Consider the following 19,145-nt stretch of genomic DNA (forward strand, 5'->3'; position numbering starts at 1 on the left):
CGGTTTTTACTTTAGGGTGGTCCGTCCGGGTCATTTGCCATTCCTTTTCGCAAGATTTCCTCAAGTCTGCGATCCCCTTGCCTCCAGCCGGGGCCACGGGGGAGCCGGCTGTTGTGAGGGAGCAACGCATGAAGCACTCGGTAGTTTCTGGCGCGCCCAAGAGCCGATTCGTTCCCATGGCCTGGGGGGCCGGAGCGCTCGCCTCGGTCGTCATGGTGCTGGGCGTCAACGGGACGCTGTCCAGCTGGACGCAGGCCGTCATCAACAACGACACCAATGACACCAAGTCGACCGTCGCCGTCGCGCTGGAGGAGCTCAGCGGAGCGACGTCGTGCGTCGACTCGGCGACGGTCGCCGGCAACGTCGCGACGTGCTCGGGCATCAACAAGTACGGCGACACCGTCCTCGATCCCGATGGCACGAACACGCACAGCGAGACCGTGACGATGAAGAACACGGGAACCGCCGCCGGCGACCTGACCGTGTCGGCAGATTCGTGCGCGGCGACACTCACCAACGGCGACCCGGTCTCCGCTTCCATGTGCGGTTCGGCGACGGTCAAGGTCACGTGCGGGGCAACGCCGACCACTGTCTTCAACACCGGCACTCTCGACGCCTTTGACACGGCAGGCGACAAAGTCGTGACCAATCTCGACCCCGCCGAGACGATCAACTGCACGTTCCTCGTGACATTGCCGACCAACGCGCCGGCGCAGTACTCGGACCAGATCGCCTCGCAACCGATCACCTGGACGCTCGTCGCCAGTTGAACCGGCTTGGCCACCTCGGGGGAGGGCATGACATGGGCCGACCACGCTTCCTGCCCGGCGTCTGGGCAGTCTGCGCAGTCAGTGCGATGGCGCTCGCGCTGTCGGTGAACGGCACGCTGTCGTCGTGGACCAGTGCGGTCGTCAGCAACGACGCGAACACTGCTGCCACCGCGACGGCGGTGATCCTGAAGGAGAGCTCGGGCGGCGTTGACTGCTACTCCAGCACCAACGCGACCAACAGCTCGACCTGCACCACGATCAACGTCTACGGCGGCACGGCGACGCCGCTGACTCCGGGCGGGAGCCAGACCATGGACGTCACGTTCACCAACGTGGGCGCGGCTGCCGCGACCAGCTTCTCCGTTGCCCCCGGAAGCTGCACCCAGTTGCCGGTCGCCGGCACGGGGACGCCGGCCGTCGCCAACGTGTGCACCAACGGCGACCTCACGGTGGCGATCAGCTGCTCTCCGGGGACGTCGTACAGCTCGGGGTCGGCGTGGACGGACCTGGTGCAGTCCGCCGTCGCCCCGGCCAGCATCGGCGCCACGTTGACGCACACCGGCGCCATCGCGGCGAACGGCTCGGCGACCTGCCATCTCACCGTGGCCCTGAGTGCGACTGCCAACGTCCTCGACCAGGCTGTCACCGTCACCCAGCCGATGACCTGGACGATGGTGAAATGAGTCGGGCCCGGCTCCTGAGTCCGTCGCGGGCGCTCGTGGCCGCGGTGGCGGTCGCCCTGCTCGCCGCGTGGCTCGCCACCGGGACGACCCGCTCCGGCTGGACCGTCTCCACCCTGGCCAACGACCCGAACACCACGAGGGCGGCTTCGCTCGCCTTCACCCACACCTACGGGTCGACGTCCTGCTCGGCGGGGCCTCGCGTCGCCGGGACCCAGGCCTGCTCGGGCTCGATCGTGGGGTCGGACACGATCAGCAACTCGGGCGATCTGGGGACTGGCCGTCTCTCCGCTGCGGTGAAAGCTGCGTCGTGCGCACCTGTTCAGCTTGGTAACGCCAAGTCCGGCACCAACCCGCTGCTGCCCCGCTATGCAGCAGCCTTCCGGGCTGGCGGGCCGATGACCGGCTCGAGTGCGATCTCGCTGGACGGCTCGAGTGCGTATGCCGCGTCCGTCGTTCAGCAGACGACGCCCTCAGGGTTCAGCCTCGGAGCTGCTTACGGATGGGGAGTCTGGTTCAAGACCACCAGCACGGCCGGGGGAGCCATGTTCGGGTTCACCGACAAACCCGACAACACGAGCACGGCCAACGCGGATCACCTCCTGTACATGGACGGGGCTGGCCACATCGGGTTCGGATACAGCGCGACGGCGTCGACGGGAACCTCGCCGGGCTCCTACAACAACGGCTCGTGGCACTTCGCGTACGTCCGCGTGGAGGTCACTCAGGTGGTCGTCACCCTCACGACGTGGACTCTCTACGTCGACGGAGCCTCGGTGGCCTCTGTCGGTGGGGCTGGTCTGGGCGGTGGCAGTTCCACCGGCTACTGGCACCTCGGATGGTCCCCTCTGTCGGCGCGCACCTACGGGACCGGACTGAGCAACTACTTCACGGGATCGCTGTCGAACTTCGTCGTCTTCCACGCGAGCCCAGCGCCGGACGCGGTGCCCAACCCCTCATCCCAGACGGCCTTCGACACGTTCGCCTCCTCGGCCACCGAACAGTGGAGGCTCGACGACACCGGCACCACGACGTTCGGTGGCAACGTCCCCGGCACGACCGCCTCGCCCTGCACGATGTTCGACGTCACCTGGTCGTTCACCTCGCCGGCGTCGACACCGGTGTCGGGTCTCGCGCTCGCGACCTTCGCCGACAACTCGTTCCGACCCGTCGCTGCACCAGGCGCTGGGGGCAGTCAGTCGTCGGCGCTGACGGTCAGCCGTGGCTCGACGTACGACCCCGACGTCGCGGGTCTGCGCCTCTACGTCCCGATCAGCTGGACCGTCGAGTCCGTGCCGACCGGCAGCTCCTGGTCCCTGGCCTTCGCCTGGACCAGTGCCGATGCGGTGGTCGTGGCATGACCTCGCGCCGAGTGAGTCGGGTCGTGAGCCGGTTGCTCCTCGCGGTTCTCGTCCTCGGGCTCGCGTTCGTCGTGGGATGGCGGGTCACCGGCGGCCACCTCGAACGGGTCGAGTCGCCGTCGATGGGCACCCGCGCGCCGGTCGGGTCGCTGCTGTGGGTGCGCCCCGTCGACGCAGGTGTCCTCCGAGCCGGTGACTTCATCACCTTCCACCCGCCCGGCCATCCCGAGCAGACCTACAGCCACCTGGTTCGGGCCGTCCACGGCGACGGCACGCTGTCGACGCAGGGCGCCATCAGCGGCAAGGACCCCTGGCGCGTGGAGCCGTCCGACGTCGTCGGTCGGGTGGTCCATGTCTGGCGCGGCATCGGCTGGATCGTGCAGGCGGCTCCGGTGCTGCTGCTCGGTGCCCTCGTGATCGCCCTTCTGGTGCGAGTCGTCCGGCGGTCGTGGCGGCTCTCGGTCGTGGTCGGCGGTGCGTCCCTGGCCCTGACCGCGGCGCTGATGATCTACCAGCCCCTCGTCCAGGCAGAGCAGCTCGCGTTCGTGCCGATCGACGGGGGAGGGGCGCGAGCGTCGTACGTCGGCACCGGCGTCTTTCCCATCCGGATGAGCAGCTGGGATGGCGCCGACGCGGCGGTGGTGCGGAGTGGGCAGGTGGCCAGTGTCGACGTGCGTCGTGCGGACCCGCACGGGAGCTACGCGGTCAGCATGGACCCGCAGATCCCGGCGTGGTTCTGGGGGCTCCTCGTCGGCCTCAGCTTCCTCCCGGCGGTGTGGACGACGGTCGTCGGCCCCTCGTCACGCGAGTAACACCCGTCCCACGCCCCGGCCACGCGTGGACAAGTCTTCTCCACAGGAGATCCACGTCTGAGTAACAACTATGTCTTTCTCCTCGCCTGCACCCGAGAGTCGCCGATAAGGGGCCGCCACTCGGTGAGCTCCTCGGGGACACCGGTGAGGGGCAACCACCATGAACAAGGCAACCAAGGGCGCACTGGCGGCCGCTGCGGCAGGTTCGCTGCTGCTGGGCGGCGCCGGGTCGCTGGCGTACTGGACGGCAACGGGCGACGTCAACGGTGGCTCGTTCGCCTCGGGAACCCTGAGCCTGACTGACGGGACGTGCGACCCCGACTGGGTGTACAACACCGGGGCTGCGAGTGAGGGCGACGTCGTCACGCTCATCGTGCCGGGCGACGAACTGACGAAGCAGTGCACGATGACCTTGGATGCGACGGGTGACAATCTGTCCGCGACCGTGGATGCGCCGAACACGGTGACCTACACCCCGGTATCCGGCGCTCCCGGACTCGACCTCACCGTTGCCACCACGTACCAGATCGGGACGGGTGTCCCGGCGGATCCTGCGTTGGGCGGCGCAGTCACCTCTGCGGACGACGGCAAGACCATCACTGTCACTTACGTGGTCACCGTTCCCTACGGCACCGCGGAGAACGCCACCACGCCGGTGAACGTCAACAACACGCAGGGAATCACGTCCACCCTGGACACGCTTACGGTCAAGCTCACCCAGGACGACCCGAACAACTGATCGTCCCCCGCGCTTGCGGGAGGGACGCCACCATCCGGGTAGGTGATGAAGGGGTGAGCAGTACATGATCAGAGTCTCCGCGGCCGCTCGCTGGTCGCTAATGGTCGGGTCGTGGTTCGTCATGTTGTTTGTCGCCGCGGTGCTGGCCGCGGCGCTGATCGTGCCGCGTCTGGCCGGCGCCACGCCCTACGTCATTGAGACGTCTTCGATGACTCCGACGATGCCTCCCGGCACCCTGGTGGTGGTTCGCCCAGTTGATCAGGACCAGATCAGACCGGGTGATGTGATCACGTACCAGATCAAGTCCGGAGACCCGACGGTCGTGACCCACCGCGTCGTTGCTCAAGGCATCGACGCCACGGGACAGTCCCGGTGGCGCACCCAGGGGGACGCCAACGATGCGATGGACGCCGGTTGGGTGCTGCCCGTCCAGGTCAAAGGCGAGCGCTGGTACGCGATCCCGTACCTCGGATACGTCACCTCGTTCGTCACCGGGCAGCAGCGCGAGGTATTGAGCATCCTGGTGGTGCTTGGTCTGATCGGGTACGCCGGAGTGAACTTCCTCGGCGCGCTCAAGGAGCGACGACGCAAGCCGGTCGTGCTCCACATCGAGCAGCCGGTTGCCGCCAGGCAGTCAGACCAACCGGTGGATGTGAGGACATGACCGCCCGGGTGGCCGCACTCATCGCCGTGGTGATGGTCGCCCTCAGCCTGACACTGGCGCCGGCCACGGCTGCCAAGAGCTGGCCCAAGCTCGTGCTGAGCCGCGATGGCCACGCGTGGTCGGCTGACCTCGGACGTCCGCTCTTCGGCGCCAAGCGTCGATGGGTGCCGGGGGATGGCGAGACCCGGACTTTCTACGCCCGCAACCAGAGCGGCGAGGACGCCCGCCTGCGGGTGACGTTCACCGTCAGCGACCCGACGACGTGGCTCGAGGCCGGCCGGCTGCGCATGAGCGTGCTCGCCAACGGGACCTGGACGCCGGTGCGCGCCGCAGGCCGGACCGGCGTGGTCCACATGCTCGCCCGCCGTGGCGAGGTCGTGCCGGTGAAGGTTCGTGTCCGTCTGCTGCCCGACGCCGGGGCGAGATCGATGGATCGCTCACTGCGCTTCGACATCGCCGTGCGCCTGACCGAGCTGTCTTCCTGGAAGGAGGCGCGGGCATGAACACGTTCGCGACAAGCGTGTGGTCCTTGGTCTCGTCGGTCCGCGTCCGCGCTTTCCTCAGTCTCGGCATCGTCGCCGGGATCGGCGCGGTCGGCACCACGGCCTACTGGACAGACAGCGCCACTCTCCAGGGCGGCAGCTTCACGTCCGGCAGTATCGACCTCAGGCTCGACGCCGCGACCAACACCACCACCGACGGCAACGGTGGCACCTACAGCCCGGTCGGCTTCACGATCTCCAACCTGATCCCCGGCGAGAGCTACGCGTGGGCGGTCAAGGTGAGCAACAGCGGCGTCACGCCACTGACCTACAAGGTGACCGGCGTCGCGACCGGCGCGGCGGGCAGCCTGCAGGACGTCCTGATGTTCACGGTGTACGACGGGGCGCAGGACGCCACGACCCCCGCGGTGAACAGCGGGTCGGCCCCGTTGGGCACCCGTGCGGGAAGCTGCACTGGCGGTACGCCGGCTCCCACCCAGACCTTCTCCTCAGCGCTGCTGGACACGAGCAAGACGGTCGTGCCGACCGCGCGAACCCTGGCGGGCAGCGCTGCGGAGTGGCTGTGTGTGGTGGCCTCGATGCCGCTCGCCACGACCAACGCCTACCAGACCAAGACCGTCACCGCGTCGTTCAGCTTCACCGCCGCGCAGGTCGGAGTGACCCTGCCGTGAAGCGCCCGGACTGGCGCCGGGTCGGCGCCACCTCGCAAGAGGTGGCGCTGACGGTCGGCGCCGTCCTGGGCACGGTCTGCCTGCTCTTCCTGGTCGCCGGGCTGGTCTTCCACATCAAGCCGCTGATCGTGCGCTCCGGGTCGATGGAGCCCACGATCGCCACCGGAGCGCTGGCCCTGTCGCACACGGTCCCGGCGAGCGACCTGGCGGTGGGCCAGATCGTCAGCGTCAAGACCCTGAACGGCACCCGGGTCACCCACCGGATCGTCGAGATCCAGCCCGACGGGTCACGGGCCATGTTGACCCTCAAGGGCGACGCCAACGGGTCGGTGGACCAACAGGTCTACGACGTGGGGCAGGCCGAGCGGGTGGTGTTCGACGTGCCGTACGCCGGCTACGTCGTCGCCTGGACCTCCGGTCGCACTGGCGTCTTCCTCGGCGGTCTCCTCGCGGGCGGCCTGGTCCTGCTGGCGCTCCGCTCCCCGTCACGGCGCCCCGGAGCGGGCTCCGGTTCCGGCAAGAGCAACGCTCTGGGTGCTGGCGTGGCGCTGGTGCTCGTGGGGACGGTCCTCCACGGGACGACGCCGGCCCAGGACACGGGTGCCTACTTCAACGACGACGCGGGCTACACCGGGGTGACGGCCGCCAGCTACACCGTCCCGGCGCCCCCCAACACGAACTGCAGTGTCCCCCTCGGGGGATCCTCGAGCTCCCGAGAGGTCGACCTGACCTGGCCGGCGAACCCGTCCCCGCTCCTCAGCTACGACACGACGGTCAGCACGATCACCGCGACGACGGCCGTGACCGACGTGAGCACGAACAAGGAGCTCCAGGTGATCTACGACCCGTCCACGCAGGGCTTCCCCACGAACACCATCGTCACGGTGACCACGCGCGCGCACCCCGTCAACGTCGCCTCGTGGCTCTCACCACCCACGACGTGGAAGTTCATGACGGCGAAGAACAGCAGCTTCCCGCCCACATGCCAGGAACTGGTCGCGCCGACCTTGGTCGTCACGGCCCCGACAGCCGTGACCGAGCTCGTCGCCACCAAGCGCAACACGACCCAGACACTCTGTGGCAACAAGTACATCGTGTGCGGCACGGCCATCGACGACTCGAGCGTCAGTGAGGTCTCCTTCATCCTGCAGAAGGGCAGCCAGTGCTGGAACGGCACCACGTCGTCCTACGGCACCGACTGCGCGACCTGGCAGCCGACCACCAACTCGTCTCCGTGGACGAACACCAACGGCAGCAACAACCTCGTGGACAATGCCTACCCGGGCACGGGCACCTACACGCTCACCGTGCGCGCCACCGACGGTTGGGGCAACGTCGGCACGCTCGTCCAGACCTTCACCCTGATCTGAGTCCGGGCTCGGTCAGTCACTACGATCCGGGCGTGCCTTCACCCACCATCGGCGTCTTCGCCCTCCAGGGCGACGTCCGCGAACACCTCCGGTTGCTGACGGAGATCGGCGTCACCGCGATCGGCGTACGTCGCACGTCGGAGCTGGCCCAGTGCGACGGGCTGGTCATCCCCGGTGGTGAGTCGACGACGATGGCGAAGCTGGCCCGGACGTTCGAGCTCTTTGAGCCGCTCCAGGAGCGGATCAGGGGCGGGATGCCGACGTTCGGGACCTGCGCCGGGATGATCATGCTGGCCGACCGGATCGAGGACGGCGCGCACGACCAAGAGACGCTGGGCGGCCTCGACATCACCGTCCGGCGCAACGCCTTCGGGCGGCAGGTGCACTCCTTCGAGGGCGACCTCGACTTCGACGGCTTCGACGCGCCGGTGCACGCGGTGTTCATCCGCGCGCCGTGGGTCGAGCAGCTCGGCCCGGGTGTCGAAGCCCTCGCGACGATCCAGTCGGGGGAGGCCGCAGGTAGGATCGTCGCGGTTCGAGCCGGCCACCTGATGGCCACCTCGTTCCATCCCGAGGTCGACGCGGACGATCGCGTCCATCGCTACTTCGTCGATCTCGTCCGGCAGTCGTAAGCGCAAGCAGCTGAGGTAGGGAAGCATGTCCGGCCACTCCAAATGGGCGACCACGAAGCACAAGAAGGCGATCGTCGACGCCAAGCGCGGCAAGATGTTCGCCAAGCTGATCAAGAACGTCGAGGTCGCGGCCCGCATGGGCGGCGGTGACCCCACCGGCAACCCCACGCTCTACGACGCCATCCAGAAGGCCAAGAAGTCCTCGGTCCCCAACGACAACATCGACCGCGCGGTCAAGCGCGGCTCCGGTGCGGAGACGGGCGGCGCGGACTACCAGACGATCATGTACGAGGGCTACGGCCCGGCCGGCGTCGCGATGCTGATCGAGTGCCTCACCGACAACAAGAACCGCGCCGCCATGGAGGTCCGCACCGCCATGTCCCGCAACGGCGGCTCGCTCGCCGACCCGGGCTCGGTGTCCTTCCTCTTCAACCGCAAGGGCGTCGTGGTCGTGCCGGTCGAGCAGGACGGCAAGACGATCACCGAGGACGACCTCCTCGAGGCCACCCTCGAGGCCGGCGCCGACGCGGTCAACGACTTGGGCGACGCGTTCGAGGTCGTCTCCGAAGCCACCGACCTGGTCGGCGTCCGCACGGCGCTCCAGGCGGCCGGCATCGACTACGACTCCGCCGACGCGCAGTTCGTCCCGGACATGCAGGTGCAGCTCGACAAGGACGCCGCGGCCAAGATGTTCCGCCTCGTCGACGTGCTCGAGGACCTCGACGACGTCCAGAACCTCTACGCCAACTTCGACGTCTCCGACGAGATCATGGAGCAGTTGGAGGACGCCTGAGCCGCGTGTCGCCCCGCCGTACGCCGTCCGCCACGGTTAGCGTGGTCTCCGAACAGATGTTCGGACGGAAGGCGGCAGGATGCGACCGATGCGCGTGCTGGGGATCGACCCCGGCCTGACCCGCTGCGGGCTGGGCGTGGTCGAGGGCATGGTCGGTCGTCCGCTCACGCTCATCGACGTCAACGTCGTGCGCACCTCGGCCCAGTTGCCGGTCGCGCAACGGCTGGTGACGATCGAGAAGGGCATCGACGCCTGGCTCGACGAGCACCAGCCCGACGCGGTCGCGGTGGAGCGGGTCTTCGCGCGCTCCGACGTGAGCACGGTCATGGGGACCGCCCAGGCGAGCGGCATCGCGCTGGTGTGCGCGGCCCGGCGTGGCCTGCCCGTCGCCCTGCACACGCCGAGCGAGGTGAAGGCCGCGGTCTCCGGCAACGGCCGCGCCGACAAGGCACAGGTCGGGGCGATGGTGGCCCGCATCCTGCGGCTCGACGCCCCGCCCAAGCCCGCCGACGCCGCCGACGCGCTGGCGCTGGCCATCACCCACATCTGGCGCGGTGGCGCGCAGGCCCGCATCGACGCGGCGCTCGCCGCCGCCGGAAGGAGAACGTCATGATCGCCTTCGTGCGCGGCCAGGTCGCCGCGGTCACCCTCAACAGCGCGGTGCTCGAGGTCGGGGGAGTGGGCCTCGAGCTCATGTGCACCCCCGGCACCCTCGCGACCCTCCGGCCCGGGCACGCGGCGACGCTGCCGACGAGCATGGTGGTCCGCGAGGACTCCCTGACCCTCTTCGGCTTCGCGGACGAGGACGAGAAGCAGATCTTCGAGCTCGTGCAGACCGCCTCGGGGGTCGGGCCCAAGGTGGCGCAGGCGATCACGGCAGTGCTCGCACCCGACGACCTCCGCCGCGCCATCGCCTCGGACGACGTCAAGACCCTGACCCGGGTGCCCGGCATCGGCCAGAAGGGCGCCCAGCGCATCATCCTGGAGCTCAAGGACCGGATCGGCGCCCCCACCGGCGGTCGCACGATCGGCGCACCCGCCGGCGCCGCGCCCTGGCGCGACCAGGTCCACCAGGGCCTGGTCGGGCTCGGCTGGCCCGCGCGTGACGCCGAGAAGGCGGTCGAGTCCGTGTCCGACCTCGCCGGCCCCAGCCCCGACGTACCCTCGCTCCTGCGCGCCGCCCTCCAGTCGCTGAGCAGGGCCTGATCGATGTACGACGAGGACCTGGACGCCGCCGAGGAGCAACACCTCCGGTCGCTGACCGCCGCCGAGGCCGAGGGTGACGAGCGTGCGGTCGAGGCGGCGTTGCGCCCCCGCACCCTCGACGAGGTCGTGGGCCAGTCGCGGGTGCGCGAGCAGCTCGGCCTGGTGCTCGAGGCGGCCCGCCAGCGTGGCCGCGCCCCCGACCACGTGCTGCTCTCCGGTCCGCCCGGACTCGGCAAGACCACGCTGGCGATGATCATCGCCCACGAGATGGCCACGCCGCTGCGCCTGACCAGCGGCCCGGCGATCACCCACGCGGGCGACCTCGCCGCGATCCTCTCCGGCATGAACGACGGCGACGTGCTCTTCGTCGACGAGATCCACCGCATGTCCCGGCCCGCCGAGGAGATGCTCTACATGGCGATGGAGGACTTCCGGGTCGACGTGGTCATCGGCAAGGGGCCCGGCGCCACGGCCATCCCGCTGGAGATCCCGCCGTTCACCCTGGTCGGGGCGACCACCCGGGCCGGGCTGCTGCCGGGTCCGCTGCGCGACCGGTTCGGCTTCACCGGCCACCTGGAGTTCTACGAGCCCCACGAGCTGGACCTCATCGTGCACCGCTCCTCCGGACTGCTCGGGGTCGAGCTGACCTCCGACGGTGCCGCCGAGATCGCCTCGCGGTCCCGCGGCACCCCCCGCATCGCCAACCGCCTGCTCCGTCGCGTCCGTGACTACGCTCAGGTGCGCGCCGACGGCGTCGTCACCCTCGGCGTCGCCCGGTCGGCGCTCGACCTCTACGAGGTCGACGAGCTCGGCCTCGACCGGCTCGACCGGGCGGTCATCGACGTGCTCTGCCGTCGCTTCGGCGGGGGACCGGTCGGTGTCTCGACCCTCGCGGTCGCCGTCGGTGAGGAGCGCGAGACCGTCGAGGAGGTCGCCGAGCCCTTCCTGGTGCGCAACGGCTTCCTCGCCCGCACCCCCCGCGGGCGGGTCGCCACCGCCGCCGCGTGGCTCCACCTCGGCCTCACGCCGCCCGCCTCGACCGCCCCGCAGGCGGTCGAGGAGGCCCTGTTCGAGGAGTGATCCGGGGTCGTTCACAACGACTCTGCAACGGGCAGGCACCGATAGCGGCCCAGATCACAGTCGCGGCTATGCTTGCCCGTCGGTCGGCCCGTCCCGGCTGCCCACACCCATTTCTGCACGGTCGAGAGGTTGTTTCGTGCCGGAGATCGTCTCCCTGCTGCCCCTGGTGGGCATTGCCCTCCTGTTCTGGTTCCTGCTGATCCGGCCCCAGAGCAAGCGTCAGCGGGAACTCGCCACGATGCAGCAAGCGTTGAAGACCGGTGACGAGGTCATGCTGACCTCGGGCATCTTCGGCACCCTCCGCGAGACGGAGGAGGACCACGTCCGGGTCGAGATCGCCGAGGGAGTGACCATCAAGGTCGCCCGCGGCGCCATCGGATCGGTCGCCAACCCAGGGCTCGAGCACCTCGAGCCGGAGGAGAACTGACATGGCACGCAAGACCGCTCGCCCGGGACGCACCCTCGTGGTGTTCTTCCTCGGACTGGCGATCTCCTACGGTCTGGTGGCCCTTGGTGGCGCCTGGAAGCCCGCCCTGGGCCTGGACCTGCAGGGAGGCACCCGGATCACCCTGACGGCGACCGGCAACCCCACCCCGGAGAACCTCAAGGAAGCCGCGAACATCATCGACCAGCGGGTCAACGGCTCCGGTGTCTCCGAGGCGGAGGTGACCACGCAGGGCAACCAGTACATCGTCGTCGAGATCCCCGGCGAGAGCCGCCGCGACCTCGTCGAGACCGTGAAGCGTCAGGCGCAGCTGCGCTTCCGCCTCGTCGCCTGCTCGACGCGTGACGCCTCCTGTGGTGGCGCCCCCGCGACCGACCCCGGCGCCGGCGTGACCACGCAGCCCACGCCCAGCGCGAGCCCGTCGGCGAAGGCCTCCCAGAAGCCCAAGTCCAGCGGCAAGAACCGCGCCCCCTTCCTGCTCGACGGGAAGAAGAAGGCCGGGTCGTCCGCGAGCCCCTCGGCCAGCCCGTCGGACAGCGCTTCCTCCACCCCGTCGGCCACGCCGGCGCCGGACGGTGGCGACCTCGTCGGCGACCCGCTGAAGTGGAAGGACAACCCCGACGCCGCGTCGGTGGCTGCCTACAACAAGTTCCAGTGCCCGACCGACGGCTCCGCGCCGATCGTCGAGGACGACTCCTCCAAGCCGCTGATCACGTGTGACGACCAGGGGATCAAGTACCTCCTCTCGGCCGCCATGATCGAGGGCACGGACCTGAAGAGCGCGTCCGCTCAGATCCCCTCCAACCAGGTCAACTGGGTCGTCTCGCTCGCCTTCAACGGCACCGGCACGGACGAGTTCACCAAGATCTCCAAGGCGCTCTACGGCACCCAGGACCAGTTCGCGGTCGTGCTGGACGGCCAGGTCCTGTCGGCCCCGACGATGAACGGCCTGATCACCAACGGCCAGGCCCAGATCGAGGGCAACTTCACCGAGTCGACCGCGCAGAGCCTCGCCACGTCGCTGAAGTACGGCGCGCTGCCGATCGCCTTCGACAAGAACGGCACGTCCGTGGAGACCGTGGGTCCCTCGCTCGCGGGTGACCAGCTCTCCGCCGGCATCACGGCGGGCATCGCCGGCCTGATCCTGGTGATGCTCTACTGCCTCGTCTACTACCGCGGCCTCGGGCTCGTCGTCATCGCCTCGCTGCTGGTGGCCGGCGCCACGACGTACTCCATGGTGCTGCTGCTCTCGAAGGGCGCTGGCTTCACGCTCTCGCTCCCGGGCATCGCGGGCCTGATCGTCGCGGTCGGCATCACGGCCGACTCGTTCATCGTGTTCTTCGAGCGGATCCGTGACGAGATGCGCGACGGCAAGTCGATGCGCGTCGCGGTCGAGGCCGGCTGGGTCCGTGCGCGGAACACCTGCCTGGCCGCCGACAGCATCTCGCTGCTGGCCGCCGTCGTCCTGTACATCTTCGCCGCGGGCGTCGTGAAGGGCTTCGCGTTCGCGCTGGGCCTCTCCACGGTCATCGACCTGGCGATCTTCTTCTGGTTCACCCATCCGATGGTCTCGCTCCTGGCCCGGCGCCCCTTCTTCAACAAGGGACACAAGCTCTCCGGCCTGGACGCAGAGAACCTCGGTATCGACCGCATCACCGTGGGAGGGAGGGCCTGATGGGCAAGTTCTCGCGTCTCGGCAACGACCTGTACACCGGCCGCCGCTCGATCGACTTCATCGGTCGCAAGTGGCTCTGGTACGCCCTGTCCGGGGTCATCGTCCTGCTCGCCATCGGAGGCCTGTCCCTCAAGGGCCTCGACATGGGCATCGAGTTCGTCGGTGGTGCCCAGTACAAGGTCAACCTGGAGAGCAGCCAGGTCACCCAGGACAACGCCGACAAGCTCCGTGCCGCCGTCGCCGACACCGGCATCGACAACGCCAAGTCCCCGGTGGTCACCACCTCCGGCACCAACACGATCATCGTGCAGACCGAGCCGCTCACCGACGCGGAGAGTGCCACGGTTTCCCAGACGATCCTCGACACCGTCGACGCCAAGCCCGACGCACTGTCGCAGGACGAGATCGGCGCCAGCTGGGGCAAGGAGGTCGCCAAGCGGTCGGTGATCGGCCTCGTGGTCTTCCTGGTCCTCGTGGTGCTCTTCATCTGGGCCTACTTCCGTGAGTGGAAGATGTCGGTCGCGGCGATCGTCGCGCTGGCCCACGACGTCCTGATCACGGTCGGCGTCTACGCCCTGTCCGGGTTCGAGGTCACCCCGGCCACCGTCACAGGTGTGCTCACCATCCTCGGTTTCTCGCTCTACGACACCGTGGTGGTCTTCGACAAGGTCCGCGAGAACACCAAGAGCCTCCGGGAGCGCCGTACGACGTACGCCGCCGCTGCCAACCTCGCGGTCAACCAGACCCTGGTGCGCTCGATCAACACCTCGTTCGTGGCGCTGATCCCGGTCGGCGCGATCCTCTACGTCGGCGCCGTCCAGCTCGGGTCGGGCTCGCTGAAGGACCTCGCGCTCGCGCTGTTCGTCGGCATGGCCGCCGGTGCCTACTCCTCGATCTTCATCGCCACCCCGCTGCTCGTGCAGATGAAGGCGGGGGAGTCCGAGGTCATGCAGGCCGAGAAGCGCGACGCGGCCCGCAAGCTCAAGGAGGCCGACCGCTACGCGTCGGTCCCCGCCTTCACCGAGGACATGCCGATCCAGGCCGAGCCCGGCACGCCCGAGGAGCGTCGTGGCGCGGTCCGGTCCGAGGAGTCCGCTCCGCAGTCGACAGCGCCCGCACCGCGCACGCCCGAGGCCGCCGGCCGCGGCCGGGTCGCACCGCAGACCCACCGGCCCGTGGGCGACAGCGGTGCCTCGGGTCGCCAGCAGCCGAGCCGTCAGACGAGGTCCAAGCGGGGCAAGAAGTGAGCGACGGACTGGCCGCGGCGCGCGCGTCGCTCGAGCGGCTGGTCCTCGACGTCCACGACTTCCCCGAGCCGGGGATCGTCTTCAAGGACATCACGCCGCTCCTGGCCGACCACGACGCGTTCCGGACCGTGATCGAGGCGCTCGCCTCGGCCGGTCGGGACGCCGACGGCAACGTCGTCGTGGACAAGGTGGCCGGCATGGAGGCGCGCGGGTTCATCCTCGCCGCCCCCGTGGCGCTGGCCCTCGGCATCGGCTTCGTCCCGGTCCGCAAGGTCGGCAAGCTGCCCCGCGAGACCCACGCCGTCTCGTTCGCCCTGGAGTACGGCGAGGCGACCCTCGAGCTGCACCGCGATGCCGTGGCGCCGGGTGACCGGGTGCTGATGGTCGACGACGTGCTCGCCACCGGCGGCACGGTCCGGGCGACCCGCGAGCTGATCGAGGCGTGCGGGGCCACGGCCCACGCGGTCGCGGTCCTCATGGAGCTGGGCTTCCTGCCCGGGCGCGAGACCATCGGTGACCTGTCGGTCACGACCCTGATGACGGTCTGAGCCGCGGGCACGGGCCCCTAGACTGCAACTGTGACCGAGGAACGCACCGCTCCGCAGCAACAGCAGGAGCCGGAGCGCGCGCCCGAGCCTCCTCCGGCCACCCGTAGCGTCCGCGCCCGGCTGGCCCGCATGGGCTCGCGCAACCAGCCCGGCAACCCGGTGCTGGAGCCGCTGTTCCGCGCCGTGAAGGCCAACCACCCGAAGGCCGACCTGGCGCTGCTCGAGCGCGCCTATCTCATCGCCGAGAAGATGCACGGCTCGCAGATGCGCAAGAGCGGCGATCCCTACATCACCCACCCGCTCGCGGTCACCACGATCCTCGCCGACATCGGCATGACCGAGCCGACGCTGGTCGCCGCGCTGCTCCACGACACGGTCGAGGACACGCCGTACACCCTGGAGGAGGTGCGCCGCGACTTCGGCGACGAGGTCGCCCACCTCGTCGACGGCGTGACCAAGCTCGACAAGGTCAAGTACGGCGACTCTGCGCAGGCGGAGACCATCCGCAAGATGATCGTCGCGATGTCGCGCGACATCCGGGTGCTGGTCATCAAGCTCGCCGACCGCCTGCACAACATGCGCACGCTGCGCTACGTCCCGCAGGCCAGCCAGGAGCGCACGTCCCGCGAGACCCTCGACATCTACGCGCCGCTGGCCCACCGGCTCGGTATGAACACCCTCAAGTGGGAGCTCGAGGACCTCGCGTTCGCGACCCTGCACCCCAAGATCTACGACGAGATCGTGCGGATGGTGGCCGAGCGCTCGCCCTCCCGCGACCAGTTCCTCGCCGAGGTGATCGCCCAGGTGCAGACCGACCTGCGCGAGGCGAAGGTGAAGGCGACCGTCACCGGCCGCCCGAAGCACTACTACTCGATCTACCAGAAGATGATCGTCGGCGGCCGGGAGTTCTCCGACATCTACGACCTGGTCGGGATCCGCGTCCTCGTCGAGGAGGACCGCGACTGCTACTCCGTCCTCGGCGTCCTGCACTCCCGCTGGAACCCCGTCCTCGGGCGTTTCAAGGACTACGTCGCGATGCCGAAGTTCAACATGTACCAGTCGCTGCACACGACGGTCATCGGCCCGCAGGGCAAGCCGGTCGAGCTGCAGATCCGCACGTTCGCGATGCACCGTCGCGCCGAGTACGGCGTCGCCGCCCACTGGAAGTACAAGGAGGACGGCCGCAACGGCGTCGACACCGATCGCCGCGCGGCCGACTTCGAGAACTCCGGCGACATGACCTGGGTCCGGCAGCTGCTGGACTGGCAGAGCGAGGTCGAGGATCCGGGCGAGTTCCTGGAGTCGCTCCGCTTCGAGATCAACCGGGCCGAGGTCTACGTCTTCACCCCGCGCGGTGACGTGATCGCGCTGCCGACCGCAGCGACCCCGGTCGACTTCGCCTACGCCGTCCACACCGAGGTCGGCCACCACACGATCGGCGCGCGGGTCAACGGTCGCCTCGTCCCGCTGGAGTCGACCCTGGACAACGGCGACGTGGTCGAGGTCTTCACCTCCAAGTCCGCGACGGCCGGCCCGTCGCGCGACTGGCTGACCTTCGTGAAGTCGCCGCGCGCCCGCTCCAAGATCCGCCAGTGGTTCACCAAGGAGCGGCGCGAGGAGGCGATCGACCAGGGCAAGGAGCAGATCGCCAAGCTCATGCGCAAGGAGGGGCTGCCCCTCAAGCGCCTGATGTCCCACGAGTCGCTGACCCTGGCCGCCGTCCACTTCAAGCTCGCCGACGTCTCCGCGCTCTACGCCGCCGTCGGCGAGGGCAACGTCAGCGCCCAGGCCGTCGTACGCCGGGTCGTGGACCTGCACGGCGGCAACGACGGGGCCGCGGAGGACCTCGCCGAGGGCGTCACGATCACCGGTCGCCGCAGCCGTTCACGCGTGCAGGCCGGCGGCGACTCCGGGGTCATCGTCAAGGGCGCCGCCGACGTGTGGGTCAAGCTCGCCAAGTGCTGCACCCCCGTCCCGCCCGACGCCATCCTCGGCTTCGTCACCAAGGGCGGGGGAGTCTCGGTGCACCGCCAGGACTGCACCAACGCCTCCGCGCTGAAGGAGCAGCCCGAGCGGCTGCTCGAGGTCGAGTGGGCACCCACCGGCCAGTCGACGTTCCTGGTCAACATCCAGGTCGAGGCGCTCGACCGCGCCCGGTTGCTCTCGGACATCACGATGGTCCTCTCGGACGCCCACGTGAACATCCTCAGCGCCTCGCTCTCCACCACCCGCGACCGGGTCGCCAAGAGCCGCTTCACCTTCGAGATGGCCGAGGCCAAGCACCTCGACAACGTGCTCCGGGCCGTACGCTCGGTCCCCGGGGTGTTCGACGCCTACCGGGTCACGCAGTAGCCCATCGCTGGTTGAGTCGGCGCAACTGTCCGCTGGTGACTGGCGCCCGCGCCGCCCGCATGCGCGGGCGCCTACGCGGCGCGAGCGGTGAGCTGTGAACCGTTTCCCTGCCCGGTTCGGTTCATGGCTCACCGCCGGGTCGACCGGGCGGTGGGTGGTGAACCGTTTCCAGGTTGGGTTCGGTTCATGGCTCACCGCTGGGGCCGTTCGGGGGTGCGCACCCCCCAGGGTTGGCCGCGGAACGCGGACTCAGCTCGAGAACTCGTCCGAGGCGCGCTTGGCCATCTTGAGGAACGCCTGGCGGGAGGCGATGTTCTCCTCGAGGTCCTTGACCTTCTTGTCGTTGCCGGCGGCCCGGGCCTTGTCGAGGTCGGCCTGCACCTGGGCGATGGCGGCCTCGAGCTTGCTGACCATGTCGTCGGCGCGCGCGGACTTCTCCGGGTCCGACTTGCGCCACTGCTCGTCCTCGAGGCCGCGGATCGCCTGCTCCACCTTGCGGATGCGGCCCTCGAGCTCCTTCATGCGGTCGCGCGGCACCTTGCCGGCCGCGTCCCAGCGGTCGGCGATGTCGCGGAAGGCCCGCTTGGCGGCCTCGAGGTCGGTGACGGGCACCAGGGCCTCGGCCTCGACGAGGAGCTTCTCCTTGACCTCGGCGTTCGCGGCGAACTCCTGGTCCTGCTCGGCCGCGGCGGCGTCGCGGGCGCCGAAGAAGGCGTCCTGGGCGCCGCGAAAGCGCTTCCACAGGGCGTCGTCGACGTCGCGCGGCGCGGGGCCGGCGGCCTTCCACTGCTTCATCAGGTCGCGGTAGCGCCCGGCGGTGGGGCCCCACTCCGTCGACCCGGCGAGGCTCTCGGCCTCGGTGGCCAGCTTCTCCTTGATGACTCGGGCGCCGTCGCGCTTCTCGTGCTGCTCGGCGAAGTGCGACTTGCGGCGGCGGGTGTACGCCGTGCGGGCGGTCGAGAAGCGCCGCCACAGCGCGTCGTCGGAGGACCGGTCGATGCGGGGGAGCGCCTTCCACTGGTCGAGCAGCTCGCGGAGGCGGTTGGCGCCGTTGCGCCAGTCGTTGCTCTCGGCCAGCTTCTCGGCCTCGGCGACGATCTTCTCCTTCTCGGCCCGCGACTCGGCGGCGCGCTGCGCCTTCTCGACCTTGCGGGCCTCGCGCTGCTCCTCGATGACCGGGGTGAGCGCGGTGAGGCGGGTGTCGAGCGCGGCCAGGTCGCCCACGGCGTTGGCGTCGCTGACCTGCGTGTGCACGGTCTTGACCGACTCCACGGCCTCCTCCGGGGAGAGCACGCCGGACTTGATCCGCTGCTCCAGGAGCTCGACCTCGAAGGCCAGGGCGGCGTACCGCTCGGTGAAGAAGGCGAGGGCCTCCTCGGGCGTGCCCTCGGGGTACTGGCCGACGGAGCGCTCACCCTCGGCGGTCGTCACGTAGACGGTCCCGTCGTCGTCGACTCGACCCCACTGGTGGCTCGTCACAGGTGTACTCCGCTCGATCTTGTTCGCTCGCTGTCCGGACGCAGGCCCCATGCTAGTCAGAGATCGGCCCAGCGCTCGCCGCACACCCGCCGCGGCGGCCGGCACCGCGGGCCCGCAC

General features: G+C 69.5%; 20 protein-coding genes. 19 read left to right on the forward strand and 1 reads right to left on the reverse strand.

All coding sequences use genetic code 11. The annotated features are described in order from the left end of the window. Positions 1–128 precede the first annotated feature (128 nt). The 19 genes from FB382_RS06650 to FB382_RS06740 all read left to right on the forward strand — a co-directional run bounded on the left by FB382_RS06650 (position 129) and on the right by FB382_RS06740 (position 17,548). Positions 129–770 carry a hypothetical protein gene (locus FB382_RS06650; RefSeq protein WP_182537810.1) on the forward strand — a complete coding sequence of 214 codons (642 nt, stop codon included), beginning with the start codon at positions 129–131 and terminating at the stop codon, positions 768–770. 32 nt (positions 771–802) lie between these two features. Beyond that, complete coding sequence (locus tag FB382_RS06655) at positions 803–1,453, forward strand: hypothetical protein (protein ID WP_182537812.1); 651 nt, start codon at positions 803–805, stop codon at positions 1,451–1,453. Then, a complete protein-coding gene (locus FB382_RS06660; protein ID WP_182537814.1) occupies positions 1,450–2,811 on the forward strand; it encodes a hypothetical protein in 1,362 nt (453 codons plus the stop codon). Before FB382_RS06655 ends, FB382_RS06660 begins: the two co-directional genes overlap by 4 nt. 23 nt (positions 2,812–2,834) lie before the next feature. Beyond that, the gene (locus tag FB382_RS06665; RefSeq protein ID WP_182537816.1) at positions 2,835–3,623 is read left to right on the forward strand and encodes a hypothetical protein; all 789 of its coding nucleotides are present in this window, start codon (positions 2,835–2,837) and stop codon (positions 3,621–3,623) included. A gap of 160 nt (positions 3,624–3,783) precedes the next feature. Continuing rightward, entirely contained in the window at positions 3,784–4,362 is a 579-nt protein-coding gene (locus FB382_RS06670; RefSeq protein ID WP_182537818.1) for an alternate-type signal peptide domain-containing protein, read from the forward strand. Positions 4,363–4,426: 64 nt separating this feature from the next. Further along, the gene (locus FB382_RS06675) at positions 4,427–5,026 is read left to right on the forward strand and encodes a signal peptidase I (protein ID WP_182537820.1); all 600 of its coding nucleotides are present in this window, start codon (positions 4,427–4,429) and stop codon (positions 5,024–5,026) included. Beyond that, entirely contained in the window at positions 5,023–5,529 is a 507-nt protein-coding gene (locus tag FB382_RS06680; RefSeq protein WP_182537822.1) for a hypothetical protein, read from the forward strand. The genes FB382_RS06675 and FB382_RS06680 overlap by 4 nt, the downstream gene beginning before the upstream one ends. Further along, a complete protein-coding gene (locus FB382_RS06685; RefSeq protein ID WP_182537824.1) occupies positions 5,526–6,200 on the forward strand; it encodes a SipW-dependent-type signal peptide-containing protein in 675 nt (224 codons plus the stop codon). Before FB382_RS06680 ends, FB382_RS06685 begins: the two co-directional genes overlap by 4 nt. Further along, complete coding sequence (locus FB382_RS06690) at positions 6,197–7,570, forward strand: signal peptidase I (RefSeq protein WP_182537825.1); 1,374 nt, start codon at positions 6,197–6,199, stop codon at positions 7,568–7,570. The genes FB382_RS06685 and FB382_RS06690 overlap by 4 nt, the downstream gene beginning before the upstream one ends. 32 nt (positions 7,571–7,602) lie before the next feature. Then, the gene (gene pdxT, locus FB382_RS06695; RefSeq protein ID WP_182537827.1) at positions 7,603–8,202 is read left to right on the forward strand and encodes a pyridoxal 5'-phosphate synthase glutaminase subunit PdxT; all 600 of its coding nucleotides are present in this window, start codon (positions 7,603–7,605) and stop codon (positions 8,200–8,202) included. Between the two features lie 25 nt (positions 8,203–8,227). Then, positions 8,228–8,995 (forward strand): YebC/PmpR family DNA-binding transcriptional regulator, encoded by a 768-nt coding sequence (locus FB382_RS06700; protein WP_182537829.1) that lies wholly within the window; start codon positions 8,228–8,230, stop codon positions 8,993–8,995. A gap of 97 nt (positions 8,996–9,092) precedes the next feature. Continuing rightward, entirely contained in the window at positions 9,093–9,608 is a 516-nt protein-coding gene (ruvC, locus tag FB382_RS06705) for a crossover junction endodeoxyribonuclease RuvC (protein WP_220481581.1), read from the forward strand. Further along, positions 9,605–10,201, forward strand: a complete 597-nt coding sequence (gene ruvA / locus FB382_RS06710; RefSeq protein ID WP_182537831.1) for a Holliday junction branch migration protein RuvA — start codon at positions 9,605–9,607, stop codon at positions 10,199–10,201. Before ruvC ends, ruvA begins: the two co-directional genes overlap by 4 nt. A gap of 3 nt (positions 10,202–10,204) precedes the next feature. Continuing rightward, positions 10,205–11,281 carry a Holliday junction branch migration DNA helicase RuvB gene (gene ruvB / locus FB382_RS06715; protein WP_182537833.1) on the forward strand — a complete coding sequence of 359 codons (1,077 nt, stop codon included), beginning with the start codon at positions 10,205–10,207 and terminating at the stop codon, positions 11,279–11,281. 136 nt (positions 11,282–11,417) lie between these two features. Continuing rightward, entirely contained in the window at positions 11,418–11,708 is a 291-nt protein-coding gene (yajC, locus tag FB382_RS06720) for a preprotein translocase subunit YajC (protein WP_343055509.1), read from the forward strand. Between the two features lies 1 nt (position 11,709). Next, positions 11,710–13,401 (forward strand): protein translocase subunit SecD, encoded by a 1,692-nt coding sequence (gene secD / locus FB382_RS06725; protein ID WP_182537835.1) that lies wholly within the window; start codon positions 11,710–11,712, stop codon positions 13,399–13,401. After that, complete coding sequence (gene secF, locus FB382_RS06730) at positions 13,401–14,648, forward strand: protein translocase subunit SecF (RefSeq protein ID WP_182537837.1); 1,248 nt, start codon at positions 13,401–13,403, stop codon at positions 14,646–14,648. The genes secD and secF overlap by 1 nt, the downstream gene beginning before the upstream one ends. Positions 14,649–14,656: 8 nt before the next feature. Then, entirely contained in the window at positions 14,657–15,196 is a 540-nt protein-coding gene (locus FB382_RS06735) for an adenine phosphoribosyltransferase (protein WP_182541385.1), read from the forward strand. 129 nt (positions 15,197–15,325) lie between these two features. Continuing rightward, positions 15,326–17,548: a RelA/SpoT family protein gene (locus FB382_RS06740; RefSeq protein ID WP_182541386.1), complete on the forward strand. Its 2,223-nt coding sequence runs from the start codon at positions 15,326–15,328 to the stop codon at positions 17,546–17,548. A 249-nt stretch (positions 17,549–17,797) separates the two neighbouring features. Here the strand turns inward: FB382_RS06740 and FB382_RS06745 are convergent, their stop codons facing one another. Beyond that, positions 17,798–19,027: a DUF349 domain-containing protein gene (locus FB382_RS06745; RefSeq protein ID WP_182537840.1), complete on the reverse strand. Its 1,230-nt coding sequence runs from the start codon at positions 19,025–19,027 to the stop codon at positions 17,798–17,800. Positions 19,028–19,145: the final 118 nt, after the last annotated feature.

The sequence above is a fragment of the Nocardioides ginsengisegetis genome (assembly GCF_014138045.1).
Lineage (GTDB): Bacteria > Actinomycetota > Actinomycetes > Propionibacteriales > Nocardioidaceae > Nocardioides > Nocardioides ginsengisegetis.

Bases quoted from the DNA above. Each gene is read 5' to 3' on its own strand.
- secD (WP_182537835.1), top strand. From the start codon at position 11,710: ATGGCACGCAAGACCGCTCGCCCGGGACGCACCCTCGTGGTGTTCTTC.
- ruvA (WP_182537831.1), top strand. From the start codon at position 9,605: ATGATCGCCTTCGTGCGCGGCCAGGTCGCCGCGGTCACCCTCAACAGC.
- FB382_RS06650 (WP_182537810.1), top strand. From the start codon at position 129: ATGAAGCACTCGGTAGTTTCTGGCGCGCCCAAGAGCCGATTCGTTCCC.
- FB382_RS06700 (WP_182537829.1), top strand. From the start codon at position 8,228: ATGTCCGGCCACTCCAAATGGGCGACCACGAAGCACAAGAAGGCGATC.
- FB382_RS06740 (WP_182541386.1), top strand. From the start codon at position 15,326: ATGGGCTCGCGCAACCAGCCCGGCAACCCGGTGCTGGAGCCGCTGTTC.
- FB382_RS06660 (WP_182537814.1), top strand. From the start codon at position 1,450: ATGAGTCGGGCCCGGCTCCTGAGTCCGTCGCGGGCGCTCGTGGCCGCG.
- FB382_RS06655 (WP_182537812.1), top strand. From the start codon at position 803: ATGGGCCGACCACGCTTCCTGCCCGGCGTCTGGGCAGTCTGCGCAGTC.
- FB382_RS06685 (WP_182537824.1), top strand. From the start codon at position 5,526: ATGAACACGTTCGCGACAAGCGTGTGGTCCTTGGTCTCGTCGGTCCGC.
- secF (WP_182537837.1), top strand. From the start codon at position 13,401: ATGGGCAAGTTCTCGCGTCTCGGCAACGACCTGTACACCGGCCGCCGC.
- ruvB (WP_182537833.1), top strand. From the start codon at position 10,205: ATGTACGACGAGGACCTGGACGCCGCCGAGGAGCAACACCTCCGGTCG.
- FB382_RS06670 (WP_182537818.1), top strand. From the start codon at position 3,784: ATGAACAAGGCAACCAAGGGCGCACTGGCGGCCGCTGCGGCAGGTTCG.
- FB382_RS06680 (WP_182537822.1), top strand. From the start codon at position 5,023: ATGACCGCCCGGGTGGCCGCACTCATCGCCGTGGTGATGGTCGCCCTC.
- FB382_RS06675 (WP_182537820.1), top strand. From the start codon at position 4,427: ATGATCAGAGTCTCCGCGGCCGCTCGCTGGTCGCTAATGGTCGGGTCG.